Here is a 13186-nt window from a genome sequence, read left to right as displayed (position 1 = left end):
CCGGTGGTGCGGCCGGGCTTCAAACCCGGTTGGGGGCGGCAGCCGTTCCCGGGTGGGTTCGACTCCCACTGCCTTCCGCCATATCTCTCCCGCCCGGACTTTCCTGGCCATCGGCTCGCACGAACTCAGCCTGACTGCTTCACAACCAAAGCGCCTTATCCGAGCGACTTCCATTTCGCCATAGACAAAAACTATCTTTCGACTGCCCGCAAACGCTGATTCTTGGTCTAGCCTTTCCAACAAGCTTGACAGAGGAGAATGAGCATGTTGGCAGCATTGCTTCCGGCCCTTCGAGAGTTGGAATTGCCGTTGCGCCTGCGGCTATGGGACGGCAACCAAATTGACATTGGCCCCGCGCCCAGCGTGACACTGGAGATCAAGGACCCTAATCTGGTTCCGCAGTTGGCCCACCCCAGCCTTGCGCTGCTTGGCGGCGCCTATGTCGAAGGTCGGATCGATCTGCACGGCCCGCTTGAAGAAGTCATCCGTATCGGCGATGAGATCACCCGTGCTCTGGGCGAGGCGCATTCGGCACTGCCGGTTCGCCAGGCACATGACAAGGCCACCGATGCCGAGGCCATTTCCTACCACTACGATCTGTCCAACGAGTTCTATCAGCTCTGGCTTGATCGTGACATGGTCTATTCCTGCGGTTACTTCGAAACCGGAACGGAAGATCTCGACCAGGCCCAGCAAGCCAAGCTGCGTCACCTGTGCCGCAAACTGCGGCTGAAACCTGGCGATCGCCTGCTCGATGTTGGCTGCGGCTGGGGCGGCCTGGCACGCTTTGCTGCGCGTGAGTACGGTGCCCAGGTGTTCGGCATCACCCTCAGCGCGGAGCAGCTGAAACTCGGCCGCGAGCGCGTCGCCGCCGAGGGGCTCGAAGATCAGGTCCAACTGGAGCTCATGGACTACCGTGATCTACCCAAGGACGGTCAGTTCGACAAGGTGGTCAGTGTCGGTATGTTCGAGCATGTCGGGCACGCCAACATGCCGCTGTACTGCCAGCAGTTGTCGGATGTGGTGCGGCCGGGCGGCCTGGTGCTCAACCACGGCATCACCTCGCGGTATATCGATGGTCGGCCGGTGGCTCATGGCGCGGGCGAGTTCATCGATCGCTACGTCTTCCCTCACGGCGAGCTGCCGCATCTGGTGAAAATCAGCGCCTGCATCAGCGAATCAGGCCTGGAAATCGTCGACGTGGAAAGCCTGCGCCTGCATTACGCGCGCACGCTGCAGTTCTGGAGCGAACGACTTGAGGCAAACCTGGCCGAGGCGCAGCAGCTGGTGCCAGAGCGCGCGTTGCGCATCTGGCGGGTCTATCTGGCCGGCTGTGCCTATGGCTTTCGCCGCAACTGGATCAACCTGCACCAGATTCTGGCGAGTAAGCCCTTGCCGGACGGCTCCCATGAGCTGCCCTGGTCGCGGGCGGATATCTACCGCTAGCCCGAGCGGCTAGCGGCGCGCCTCGACGACGCGCGCGATACCGGGGTGTATCAGCGCAGCAGCAGCAACGGCGTGGTGGTCGAGCGGATCATGCTGGTGGTGGTGCTGCCGACCAGAAACTGGCGAATCCGCGAATGGCCGTAGGCGCCCATCACCAGCAGGTCGATACCGTGCTCGGCCTGGTAGGCATGTAGCGTGGGCTCGACCTCACCGGCGCGGATCGCGATATGCACCTCGAAGCCCGCAGCGGTCAATGCGCCACGCGCAGATTCCAGCGGCACGCGACTATCGCTGGTGTCGGCACCCACCATCACCAAGTGAATCGGTACGCCTTTGAACAGCGGGCTGGAGGCCAACATCTCGACGCCCTTGCGCGTAGTCTCGCTGCCATCGAAGGCCAGCATGACGCTGGTCGGCACACTGAAATTGGCCGGGGTGACCAAGATCGGCCGGTGCATGGTGCGAATTACGCTTTCCAGCTGGCTGCCGATGAGCTGAAAGTCATTGCCGCTGTCCTCGCCCTGCTTGCCGATCACCAGCAGACGGGTGTCGGATTCCAGATCACGCAGCGTTTCCACCAGATCACCGTGGCGCTGGCGCAACTCCGGCTGCGCCACGCCCGCAGTGAGCGCCCGCTGCTTCGCTGCATCGAGCATCATCCGGCCCTCTTCAAGCGCCAGCTTGCTACGCTTTTCATCCAGCGCGGCGAGCTCTTCCAGCAAGTATTCGCGGCTGCCCAGCCCGATGATGCCGCTGAGGTTGCCGGCCGCCGGATACTGCTGATGATCGAGCACATGCAGCAGGGTCAGCGGCGCATCCAGCTGCAGGCTGGCCCAGGCCGCGTAATCACAGACGGCCGAAGCCTGCGGGGAGCCGTCGATGCAAGCCAATACTTGGTTCATTGTCGTTCTCCTGATCAGTGGCTCATGAGCTTGTCGATGGCGTCGGGTTTGTCGTGTACACCGAAGCGGTCGACGATGGTCGCGCTGGCCTCATTCAGACCCAGCACCTCGACCTCGGTGCCCTCTCGACGGAGCTTGACGACCACCTTGTCCAGCGCCGCAACTGCGGTTATGTCCCAGAAATGCGCCTGATTGAGGTCGATGATGACCTTTGCGACGGCTTCCTTGAAGTCGAAGGCGGCGGTGAACTTGTCCGACGAACTGAAGAATACCTGCCCGACCACCCGGTAGGTGCGCTGATTGCCTTCGTCATCCAGCTCCGAGCCGATATGCAGGTAGTGCCCGACCTTGTTGGCGAAGAACATCGCAGCGAGCAACACGCCGGCCAACACGCCGTACGCCAGGTTATGAGTGAACACCACCACCACCACGGTCACCACCATGACGATATTGGTGGAGAGCGGGTAATGCCTGAGATTGCGCAGCGAATCCCAGCTGAAGGTGCCGATGGACACCATGATCATCACCGCCACCAGCGCGGCCATGGGGATCTGGCTGACCCATTCGTTGAGGAACACCACCATCAACAGCAATACGACACCGGCGATCAGTGTCGACAGCCGCGTGCGACCACCGGATTTCACGTTGATCACCGACTGGCCGATCATGGCGCAACCGGCCATACCGCCGAACAGACCGGAGACGATATTGGCAATGCCCTGGCCCTTGCACTCGCGGTTCTTGTCACTGCCGGTATCGGTCAGGTCATCGACGATGGTGGCGGTCATCAGCGATTCCAGCAGGCCCACCACTGCCAACGCGGCGGAATACGGGAAGATGATCGCCAGGGTTTCGAAGGTCAGCGGCACTTCAGGCCAGAGGAAAATCGGCAGTGTATCGGGCAGATCGCCCATGTCGCCCACGGTGCGGATGTCCAGCCCCAGGTACATGGCCACCGCAGTCAACGTAAGGATGCAGACCAGCGGTGACGGGATAACCTGACCAAGCTTCGGCACATAGGGAAACAGGTAGATGATGCCCAGTCCCGCGGCGGTCATCGCATAGACATGCCAGGTGACGTTGGTCAGCTCCGGCAGCTGCGCCATGAAGATCAGGATGGCCAGCGCGTTAACGAAGCCGGTGACCACCGAACGCGAGACGAAGCGCATCAGCAAGCCGAGGCGCAGGTACCCGGCGAAGATCTGCAGCAGGCCGCAAAGCAGGGTCGCGGCCAGCAGGTATTGCAGGCCATGATCGCGAACCAGGGTCACCATCAGCAGCGCCATGGCGCCGGTAGCGGCGGAAATCATGCCGGGACGGCCGCCGACGAACGCAATCACCACCGCGATGCAGAAGGATGCGTAGAGACCGACCCGCGGATCGACCCCCGCGATGATCGAGAAGGCGATCGCTTCCGGGATCAGCGCCAGGGCAACGACGAGACCTGCGAGCACGTCGCCACGGATGTTGCAGAACCAGTTTTGTTTGATCGTGTGGAGCATCAGGGTATCCAGAGCAAAAGCACAACCTGCGGGCCGAAACGGTACGCGGCTGATACGAGGCTAGTTTCAAATTCAAGTATGGGTGCAATCCACGCGCATAAGGCGCGGCGCACGGCAGAACACGACCGCGCCCATGACAGGCGGTCGCAGTCAGATGTAGGGGGGGTGTTGCGCTATGGCGGACTAGGCAGCCAGATCATGGATTTCGTCTCTCATGGAGGCCTCGGCGGTCGGGACGCCGAAAGGGCTGGCAAGGATACCGAAACCGACCGGTTTTCGCGACCCGCACCTGCTCGTTCGCCGATTGCCGATTGCCGGCGCGGAAACCATCATGCAGGCACTTTGGCTTACCATGCGAAATCCTCATAGCGAGCCCGCCATGCCTGCCCTTTCCAGCCGCCTCCGTGTCGTTCTCATCGTCCTGCTGATAATCGTTGGGTTGTTGCTGAGCATGTACGGGGCCGGACGCATTGCCGAGCAGCGAGCCTGGGGCGAGCGCAGCCAGGAAGCGCGCGGGCAACTCGAGCTGTACGCCCAGGCGATCCATACGCAGGTGGAACGCTTTCGCTCGGTGCCGGCGCTGCTGGCGCTGGATAGCGATATCCAGCGGCTGCTGAGCAACCCCGACGACCTGACCCTGCGCGAACAGCTGAACCAGCGTCTGGAGCAGCAAAACCAGGCGGCGGGCTCTTCGGTGCTCTATCTGCTAGACCGCAACGGCGAAACCCTCGCGGCGAGCAACTGGCGCGACTGGACCAGCTTCGTCGGCAACAACTACGCCTTCCGCCCGTATTTCCTTGATGCGCTGGCAAACGACTCCGGACGCTACTTCGCCGTCGGCGTGACCACCGGCATCCCCGGTTACTTTCTTTCCAGTTCAGTAAAAAACGGAGTTGGCGAGGTGATCGGTGTGCTGGTGGTCAAGCTTGAACTGGAAGACATGCAGCGCGAGTGGGTCGGACAGTCGGGCATCCTGTTGATTACCGATTCGCTGGATATCGTCATCCTTACCAACCGCCCCGCCTGGCGCTTCCGCTATCTGCGTCCGCTCAGCGACGAGGTGCGCGATCGTCTGGTCGCCGCGCGGCGCTACGCCGAGCAGAATCTCCAACCCTTGCCGAATCACACGCTGCAGCGCATCGCCGAAGACAGCGAACGGCGCCAGGTGGATGGCCCGGATGGCCGCCGCAACTACCTCTGGCAGCGGTTGCAGCTGCCAGAAGAAAACTGGACGCTGCATTTGCTACAGGAGCCGCAGCTGATCGCCGCCAATGTGCGCAGCTATCGCCTGGCCGCTGCTGGCGTATGGATGACCCTGGCGTTTCTGCTGCTCTACCTGGCCCAGCGGCGCAAGACACGCCGCGCCGAGCAGCGCAATCGCAGCGAACTCGAGCGCCTCGTGGCGGCGCGCACCCGCGAACTCCACACCGCCCAGGACGAGCTGGTGCATGCCGCGCGCATGGCAGCGCTGGGGCAGATGTCCGCCGCACTGGCCCACGAGATCAACCAGCCACTGACCGCCCTCCGCATGCAGTTGGCCAGCCAGCGGCTGCTGCTCGACAACGGCCGCACCGAGGCTGTGCGTGAAGGCCTCGGCCAGGTCGAAGGTTTGCTCGAACGGATGGCGGCGCTGACCAGTCACCTGAAAACCTTTGCTCGCAAGAGCCCTGCGGGGCTGCGCCAGCGCTTGAACCTGGCCGATGTTCTGGAGCAGGCATTACAGCTGCTCGGCCCACGGATCCGCAGCGACGGCGTCGAGGTGTTGCGTCAGATGCCGGCCGACGCCTGGGTCAGCGGCGACGCCATCCGACTGGAACAGGTACTGATCAACCTGCTAACCAACGCGCTCGACGCCATGCAGGGCTGTCAGATCCGTCAACTGCGCGTCGACTGCCATCGCGACCGCCAGAGCTGGACGCTGAGCGTCGCCGACAGCGGCGGCGGCATCGCCAGCGAGCATCTGGACCAAGTTTTCGAGCCCTTCTTCACTACCAAACCGGTCGGCCAGGGCCTCGGCTTGGGATTGGCGGTTTCCTACGGCATCGTGCGCGACCTTGGCGGCGATCTGGAGGTGTACAACGATGCCCTTGGGGCGGTGTTCGTACTGCATCTGCCGGCAGCCGAACAGCATGTCGACGAGTAGACTGACAGCAGGCATAAGGAGTGAGACATGAGCGGTCAGGTCATCTTTATCGACGACGAAGCAGCGATACGCCAGGCAGTTCAGCAGTGGCTGGAGCTGTCCGGTTTCAGTGTGCGCACCTGTGCCAGCGCTCAGCAGGCACTGGCCCTGATTGACCGGGACTTCGCTGGCGTGCTGATCAGCGACGTGCGCATGCCTGATCTGGATGGCCTCGGCCTGCTGGAGCGGCTCGTGGCATTGGATCCAGAGCTGCCGGTGATCATGGTCACCGGCCATGGCGACGTGCCGATGGCGGTGCAGGCGCTGCATCAGGGCGCCTACGACTTTATCGAGAAACCCTTCACCCCGGAGCGCCTGCTCGACAGCGTGCGCCGTGCCCAGGAAAAGCGCCGGCTGGTCTGCGAAAACCGCCAGCTGCGCGAGCAATTCACTCGCAAGGGGCGCATCGAGTCGATGCTGTTGGGCGTCTCGCGAGCCATGGAGCACCTCCGGCGTCAGGTGCTGGAGCTGGCCGGCACCGATGTCAATGTACTGATCCGCGGCGACACCGGCAGTGGCAAGGAGCAGGTTGCGCGCTGCCTGCATGACTTCAGCCCGCGCGCCCGCAACCCCTTTGTCGCGCTGAACTGCGCAGCCATCCCCGAAACCATCTTTGAGAGCGAGCTATTCGGCCACGAGAGCGGCGCCTTCACCGGCGCGCAGGCCAAACGCATCGGCCGAATCGAGCATGCCCATGGCGGCACGCTGTTCCTCGATGAGATCGAGAGCATGCCACTGGCGCAGCAGGTCAAGCTGCTGCGCGTGCTGCAGGAAAGAACCCTGGAACGCCTAGGTTCGAACCGCAGCATCGAGGTGGACCTGCGAGTGATCAGCGCGGCCAAGCCGGACCTGCTCGAAGAGGTGCGTGGTGGGCGTTTCCGCGAAGACCTGCTGTATCGGCTGAACGTTGCCGAGCTGCATATTCCGCCGCTGCGTGATCGTCGCGAGGATATTCCGCTGCTGTTCGATCACTTCGTCAACCAAGCGGCGCAGCGCCACGGTCGCGAACCCGTAACGGCCAGCCCCACCGAGCTGGCGCAGCTGCTCAGCCATGACTGGCCGGGCAACGTCCGCGAGCTGATCAACGCCGCCGAACGTCACGCGCTGGGCCTGACGCCGCCTCCGTCCACGAGTGTGGGCACCACAGCCAGCCCTGCCGCCGGCGCTTCGCTGGCCGAACAGATGGAAGCTTTCGAGGCGCAGTGCCTGCACAACACGTTGCAACAGCACAAAGGCAACATCACCGAAGTGATGAACCAGCTGCAGCTGCCGCGCCGCACCCTGAACGAAAAGATGCAGCGCCATGGGTTGAGTCGCAGCGATTATTTGCCAGTGGGCAGCGGCGACGGCTGAGCTTTTGGTAGGAGCGAGCTTGCTCGCGAACGCTCCTCCTCCGGCTAAGGCGGCGATACGGTGGGCTGAAGCGGAACGCCGCCCGGCCCACCCTACGGGGATCCTCTGTTGATAATTCACCATCGACAATCCAGAGTGCACCGCGTGACGCACAGCTTCGCGAGCAAGCTCGCTCCTACAGGCCAGGCGCGGCGCGGTGTTGACCATCTCGATGCTCTGCGTGGGAACGCCGCAAGAACCTCAATCCGCACCATTCAACTCATCCAGCCGTTGCTGCAGAAAACGCCGCTCCGGCTCTAGCTGCGCCAGCTGCAGTGCCCTCCGATAGGCGGCTCGTGCCTCGTCCAGGCGGCCAAGGCGGCGGCAGAAATCGGCGCGGGCCGAATGCAGAAGGTGATAATCGTGCAGCAGCCCGCGGACCAATAAGTCATCGATCAGTGCCAGACCAGCTTCAGGTCCCTCGCGCATGGCGATCGCCACCGCGCGGTTCAGCTCGATGACCGACGAAGGGCTGACCCGCAACAGTACGTCATAGAGCCCGACGATCTGCGCCCAGTCGGTCTGCGCCGCGCTGGGCGCATCGGCATGTACGGCGACGATTGCAGCCTGCAAGGTGTAGGGGCCAAAACGCCGCGAGGCCAGGGCACGCTGCACCAGCGCCGAGCCTTCTTCGATCTGCGCTCGGTTCCAGAGGCTGCGATCCTGCTCGTCGAGGCGCACCAACTCGCCCGTGCCATCGGTGCGCGCGGCGCGGCGGGCATCGTGCAGCAGCATTAGCGCCAGCAACCCCATCAGCTCTGGATCAGGCAACAGCTCCTGCAGCAGCCGAGCCAACCGGATCGCCTCGGCGCTCAGATCGGCCCGGGTCAGCTCGGCGCCGCTGGATGCCGAGTAGCCCTCGTTGAATACCAGGTAGATCACTCGAAGCACGTTATCCAGGCGCGACGGCAACTCGTCACGGGACGGCACGCGATAAGGGATTGCGGCATCACGGATCTTCTGTTTGGCGCGCACGATGCGCTGGGCAATGGTGCTGGGCGACACGAGAAAGGCGCGGGCGATCTCCTCAGTCTTCAGGTCGCAGACTTCGCGCAAGGTCAGCGCCACCTGCGCATCGGCCGGCAAAGCCGGGTGGCAGCAGGTAAAGACCAGCCGCAGGCGATCGTCTTCCAGGTCGTCGCGGTCCCAGTCCGGTTCCTCGGCGGTGTCCAACTGATCGGCCAGCAGGCTCAGCGAGGCATTGAAACGTGCCCTTCGACGCAGGCCGTCGATGGCCTTGAAGCGCCCCGCCGACACCAGCCAGGCGCGCGGACTGGCCGGTATCCCATCGCGTGGCCATTGCCGTACGGCGGCGTAAAAGGCGTCGTGCAACGCCTCTTCGGCCAGATCGAAGTCGCCGAGCAGGCGAATCAGGGTCGCCAGCACGCGCCGCGACTCCTTGCGGTAGATGGCCTCGATAGCCCGCTGGCCCGCTGCGTCTCCGCCCGAGGTGGCCGTCACGCAAGCGCGTCTCGGCGATTCAACGTTCAGGCAGCTGGCGCAGCGGGCGAACCTCGATACTGCCGAGGGCGGCTGGCGGGATCTTCGCCGCCAGCTGCACCGCCTCGTCGAAATCGGCCGCCTCCAGCATATAGAAACCGGCCAGTTGCTCCCGGGTTTCGGCGAACGGGCCATCGACCACCGACACCGCGCCCTCACGCACCCTCACGGTCTTGGCGGTGCGCACCGACTGCAGCGGCTCACCGGCGATGAAATGCCCGCTTTCGCGCAGGCGCTCACCGTTGGCGATGCACTGGTCGACCAATGCGGCCCACTGCTCGTCAGTCATGGCATCCACTCGTTGTTCGTCGTAATAGACGAGGCAAAGGTATTTCATGCAGTTCTCCATCACGTCCATGCCGAGAGACAACCTTAGCAGCTGGCGGCGAAAGCACGAGGGCGTTGCGACGCGCCAGCTACCGGGCTATAGACGGTCTTCAGCCTCGGGGCTCGAGACCGAAGCAGGCCTGGCCGCTTTCCATATCGAAAGGCATCGAGAAGTGCTCGTGGACGACCTTCCAGTCGCCACCCTGCAGACGCCAGCAGCGAGTACCGCGCATCCAGGCTGTCTGCATCTCGCCCTTGTCGTTGGTCCCTCCGCAGTGGCTCAGCGAATGGCTGAACGCGAGGTCGCCGCTGGCGGTGATGCTGACATCCTGTGTCTCGAAGAAACCATCGCCCTGGCAGAAGTCGAAGCAGCGCTGCCAGTGAGCGCGATAGGCCTCGATGCCCTTGAACTGCAGCTCGCCGACCGCATCGAAGGCCACCACATCGGGCGCATACTGGGACATGATCCGGTCGAGATCCTTGACGCCGACCGCCTGTTGGAATTCGGCGGTCAGCTCACGGATACGAGCTTCTCCGTTCTGAGTATCGCTTGCCGTGTTCATGTTCGTTTCCTCATCGATTAGATGGACGTGGCGGTGAAATAGAGGCGCTTTGCGAAACGGAAGGACGACGGATCAGGGAGGCGCACGCGGATGCAACGCCCGCACTTCGGCACAGCCCAGGCGGACCGGCGGAATGCGCGAAGCCAGCAGGATGGCGTCATTGAGATCGGACGCCTCGAATAGATAGATGGCGAAGGGTTGCTCGCGGCCGACGGCAACCGGCCCATCGCGCAGCGAGACGTGATCACCTTGTACGCGTACGGTGGTGGCGCTGAGTTCCGATTGCAGCGCTTCGCCGATGATCAGCCGCCCGCTGCGCTGCAGCCCCTCGCGATAATCGCGGCATTCGGCGTCCAGCGCGGCCTGCGCCCGGGGCGGCAGACCCGCCAGAGCGTTTTCATCCAGATAGACCAGACACAGATAACGCATCGCTGCATCCCTCGAAGGAGCGGGTTGTTACCTGCTAGTCGAGTCATCGGATGCAGAATCGACAGGTATCGCAAAATAAATTGCGCCCAGCACCCGACGTGGGCGCAACGATGCGGATCAGTCGGCGAGAATCGCTTCGAGTTGCTCGAAGGAGTAGGGCTTGGGCAACGAGCGAGCGGGCAGCTCCGTTTCAATCACGCCGTCTCCCGACATGAACACCACGCGCAGCCCGGGATGCGCCTCTAGCGCCAGCGCGGCAAACTCGGGGCCGGACATCCCTGGCAGGTTGACGTCCACCAGCAAATAATCGAAGTGCCGCTCGGCCAATGCCCGCGAAGCGTCCTCGGCGGAGGGCACGCCAACCGTTGCGATATCCAGCTCGTCGAGCATTTCGCAGGTCAGCTCCAGCAGTGGCAGCTGGTCTTCAACCACCAGCGCATGGCGGCGAACGGGGGTCGCCGATGCCTGCGGATGATCATGCGGGCCCAGTAGCTGGCGGACCTTGCGTGCCAGGTCTTCTTGTCGATACGGCTTGCTCAGCAACTCGACCCCGGCATCCAGCTTGCCACCATGGACGATCGCGTTTCGGGTGTAGCCCGAGGTGAACAGCACAGCGATATCCGGCAATAGTAACTTCGCCTGCCGCGCCAGCTCAGTACTGCTGAGTTTGCCCGGCATGACCACGTCGGTGAACAGCAGGTCGATCGCCATGCCGCTCTGCAGGATGCTCAGCGCGCTCTGCGCATCATTGGCACGCAACACCCGATAGCCGAGACCGGACAGCAGCTCGATGACCGTCGCCTGTACGGCAAGGTCGTCCTCGACCACCAGAATCGTCTCGTCCCCCCCCTCAGCGGCCCCGATCGGCGACGCAACGGCAACCACCTCAGGCTGCTCGGTACGCGGCAGGTACAGCTTGACCGTGGTGCCGCTGCCCAGCTCGCTGTAGATACGGATATGACCACCGCTCTGTTTGGCAAACCCATACGCCATGCTCAGACCGAGCCCCGTCCCCTCGCCTTCCGGCTTGGTGGTATAGAAGGGCTCGAAGGCCCGCTCGAGGGTCTGTTCGGTCATGCCGGAGCCCGTGTCGGAGACCGCCAGCATTACGTACTGACCTGGCGCGACATCGATCTGGGTCTGTGTGTAGTGCTCGTCGAGCATGGCGTTGCTGAGTTCGAGCGTCAGCTTACCGCCCTCACGCATGGCGTCGCGGGCGTTGATCGCCAGGTTGAGCAGGACGTTCTCGAGCTGGTGCGGGTCGACCATGGTGGTCCAAAGGCCACCGGAGACAACCGTTTCGATCTCCACCCGCTCGCCCAGCGCCTGACGCAACAGCTCGTCCATGCTGCGCAACAGGCGTCCCAGATTGGTTGGCATCGGCCGCAACGGCTGCCGCCGCGCAAAGGCCAGCAGTTCGGCCGCCAGCTTGGCCCCGCGGTCGACCGCCTGCGCAGCAGCATCCAGGCGCGCCGATCCGAGCGATGCAGCCGCAAGCATTGGCCGCATCAGCTGAAGGTTGCCGGCAATCACCTGAAGCACGTTGTTGAAGTCATGCGCCACGCCACCGGTCAGCTTGCCAATCGCCTCCAGCTTCTGCGACTGGTACAACGCATGGCGGCTTTGCTCAAGCTCGCGGGTGCGCTCGTTCACCAGCTCCAGCAGATTGTCCTGGGATCGCTGCAGCGCCTGCTGGGCGAGAATCTGCTGCGTCACGTCATGGCCCTGGCAAAAAATTCCGGTCACTTCTTCCTGTTCGGTCAATACCGGTTGAAAGATGAAGTCGACGAAACGCCGTTGCGCCCCTTCGTTGCCCGGACGGCTGACCAGAACAGGGATTGCCCGGCCCACATAGGGCCTTTTGGTGGCGTAGATCTGATCCAACAGTCCGCCCAGATCACGCCCCTCGGTTTGTGGGAAAACGACCAGTGCCGGCCTACCAATCACGTCGCGCTGGCCGACCAGCTGATGGAAGGCGCGGTTGGCGATTTCCAGTATGTGCTGTGGACCCTGGGTAATGGCGATGAAGCCAGGCGCCTGGTCGAACAAGCGATGCAGGTGCTGGCGCTCCTCGGTTATCTCGCGCCCTCGCTGTTCATTGGCGCGGCGCTCGGCGGTCAACGCGGAGATGTCGCGTACCGTCAGCGATACGCCAATGACCTGCTGATTTCCATCGCGCACGGCGGAGGGCAAGACTTCCAGCGTGCTCTCGGACTCGCCCAGCATGCAGGAGCATTCCAAGGGGCGCGAGACGGTGCCGGCAAGCACCTGCTGAACAGTTGCGTGCAGCGCCGGCGACCAGAACGGCAGCTGCTCGGCGTTGAGCTGCACCGCCTCGCGGACCGGCAGCCGGAACAGCTCTTCGGCACCCGCGCTCCAGTACAGGACGTTGAGCGCGTTATCGAGGCCGACGATGGCATCTCGCGCCGCATCGATGAAGTTGTGCAAGTAGTGGCTGGCATTCAGCCGACGCTGATAGGTGCTTTCCACCGACGGGCGTGGCGCACCGAGCGCTGCGTTGGCCAAGTCGAGGGTGGTGCGCAACCGGCGCCGGCGCTGAGTCGCCGCGCGCGTCTGGCTTATCTGCCGGGCCAGCAACGGTTGGCTGAGCTCCACGATGGACCAGTGCGGGCCGATCAGCGGGGCCACGCCAAACTCGCGCCGCAGCGGCTCGATACCGCCCACCGGACAGAGAAAGATGAGTTCGCAGTTCCGCCACTGGCCACGTATGGTCCGGGCCACGGCCAGCGGCCGGTTGAGTCCTGGCGCCAGTAGCAACAGCGGCGGCTCTGCGGCGGCCAACGGCCCAGACGGGCTGGCGGTGAGCTGCGCCTGATCGATCGTGGTCAGCTGCAGTTGCTGCGAAACGGCGATATCTTCGACCAGCCGTTGCACCGCACCGGCTGTGTCTTGCGCAACGATCAGGATTATCGACTGGCTATC

10 protein-coding genes are annotated in these 13186 nt (G+C 63.5%); 3 read left to right on the top strand and 7 right to left on the bottom strand.

Annotation, left to right across the window (positions count from 1 at the left end; translation table 11 throughout):
- The first annotated feature begins 264 nt into the window (after positions 1–264).
- Positions 265–1446 carry a C17 cyclopropane fatty acid synthase CfaB gene (cfaB, locus tag H3028_RS06340; RefSeq protein WP_181296199.1) on the top strand — a complete coding sequence of 394 codons (1182 nt, stop codon included), beginning with the start codon at positions 265–267 and terminating at the stop codon, positions 1444–1446.
- A 50-nt stretch (positions 1447–1496) separates the two neighbouring features.
- On the opposite strand, the gene H3028_RS06335 is transcribed toward cfaB, so the two are convergent.
- Positions 1497–2348: a universal stress protein gene (locus H3028_RS06335; protein ID WP_181296198.1), complete on the bottom strand. Its 852-nt coding sequence runs from the start codon at positions 2346–2348 to the stop codon at positions 1497–1499.
- Between the two features lie 14 nt (positions 2349–2362).
- Positions 2363–3850 carry a SulP family inorganic anion transporter gene (locus H3028_RS06330; protein WP_181296197.1) on the bottom strand — a complete coding sequence of 496 codons (1488 nt, stop codon included), beginning with the start codon at positions 3848–3850 and terminating at the stop codon, positions 2363–2365.
- 379 nt (positions 3851–4229) lie between these two features.
- On the opposite strand from H3028_RS06330, the gene H3028_RS06325 reads away from it, so the two are divergent.
- Both H3028_RS06325 and H3028_RS06320 read left to right on the top strand, forming a co-directional pair.
- Positions 4230–5993 carry an ATP-binding protein gene (locus H3028_RS06325; protein WP_181296196.1) on the top strand — a complete coding sequence of 588 codons (1764 nt, stop codon included), beginning with the start codon at positions 4230–4232 and terminating at the stop codon, positions 5991–5993.
- Positions 5994–6020: 27 nt separating this feature from the next.
- Positions 6021–7385 carry a sigma-54 dependent transcriptional regulator gene (locus H3028_RS06320; RefSeq protein ID WP_181296195.1) on the top strand — a complete coding sequence of 455 codons (1365 nt, stop codon included), beginning with the start codon at positions 6021–6023 and terminating at the stop codon, positions 7383–7385.
- 240 nt (positions 7386–7625) lie between these two features.
- Here H3028_RS06320 and H3028_RS06315 read toward each other — a convergent pair whose 3' ends face one another.
- From H3028_RS06315 to H3028_RS06295, 5 genes are all read right to left on the bottom strand, one after another.
- Complete coding sequence (locus H3028_RS06315) at positions 7626–8843, bottom strand: RNA polymerase sigma factor (RefSeq protein WP_181296213.1); 1218 nt, start codon at positions 8841–8843, stop codon at positions 7626–7628.
- A gap of 61 nt (positions 8844–8904) precedes the next feature.
- Complete coding sequence (locus tag H3028_RS06310) at positions 8905–9261, bottom strand: YciI family protein (RefSeq protein WP_181296194.1); 357 nt, start codon at positions 9259–9261, stop codon at positions 8905–8907.
- Between the two features lie 100 nt (positions 9262–9361).
- Positions 9362–9814, bottom strand: coding sequence for a nuclear transport factor 2 family protein (locus H3028_RS06305; RefSeq protein WP_181296193.1), 453 nt, complete (start codon positions 9812–9814; stop codon positions 9362–9364).
- A 72-nt stretch (positions 9815–9886) separates the two neighbouring features.
- A complete protein-coding gene (locus H3028_RS06300; protein WP_168422521.1) occupies positions 9887–10243 on the bottom strand; it encodes a YciI family protein in 357 nt (118 codons plus the stop codon).
- A gap of 117 nt (positions 10244–10360) precedes the next feature.
- Positions 10361–13174 (bottom strand): response regulator, encoded by a 2814-nt coding sequence (locus H3028_RS06295; protein WP_375154395.1) that lies wholly within the window; start codon positions 13172–13174, stop codon positions 10361–10363.
- Positions 13175–13186: the final 12 nt, after the last annotated feature.

It is taken from the genome of Pseudomonas sp. Q2-TVG4-2 (assembly GCF_013620795.1).
In the GTDB taxonomy this organism is placed as follows: Bacteria; Pseudomonadota; Gammaproteobacteria; order Pseudomonadales; family Pseudomonadaceae; genus Stutzerimonas.
The sequence above is the reverse complement of the archived record's forward strand: the minus strand, read 5'-3'. Positions and strand labels throughout refer to the sequence as shown.

What these genes read in the sequence shown, in the direction of transcription:
- H3028_RS06320 (WP_181296195.1), top strand. Translation starts at nt 6,021, where the DNA reads ATGAGCGGTCAGGTCATCTTTATCGACGACGAAGCAGCGATACGCCAG.
- H3028_RS06310 (WP_181296194.1), bottom strand. Translation starts at nt 9,261, where the DNA reads ATGAAATACCTTTGCCTCGTCTATTACGACGAACAACGAGTGGATGCC.
- H3028_RS06325 (WP_181296196.1), top strand. Translation starts at nt 4,230, where the DNA reads ATGCCTGCCCTTTCCAGCCGCCTCCGTGTCGTTCTCATCGTCCTGCTG.
- H3028_RS06330 (WP_181296197.1), bottom strand. Translation starts at nt 3,850, where the DNA reads ATGCTCCACACGATCAAACAAAACTGGTTCTGCAACATCCGTGGCGAC.
- H3028_RS06335 (WP_181296198.1), bottom strand. Translation starts at nt 2,348, where the DNA reads ATGAACCAAGTATTGGCTTGCATCGACGGCTCCCCGCAGGCTTCGGCC.
- H3028_RS06305 (WP_181296193.1), bottom strand. Translation starts at nt 9,814, where the DNA reads ATGAACACGGCAAGCGATACTCAGAACGGAGAAGCTCGTATCCGTGAG.
- cfaB (WP_181296199.1), top strand. Translation starts at nt 265, where the DNA reads ATGTTGGCAGCATTGCTTCCGGCCCTTCGAGAGTTGGAATTGCCGTTG.
- H3028_RS06300 (WP_168422521.1), bottom strand. Translation starts at nt 10,243, where the DNA reads ATGCGTTATCTGTGTCTGGTCTATCTGGATGAAAACGCTCTGGCGGGT.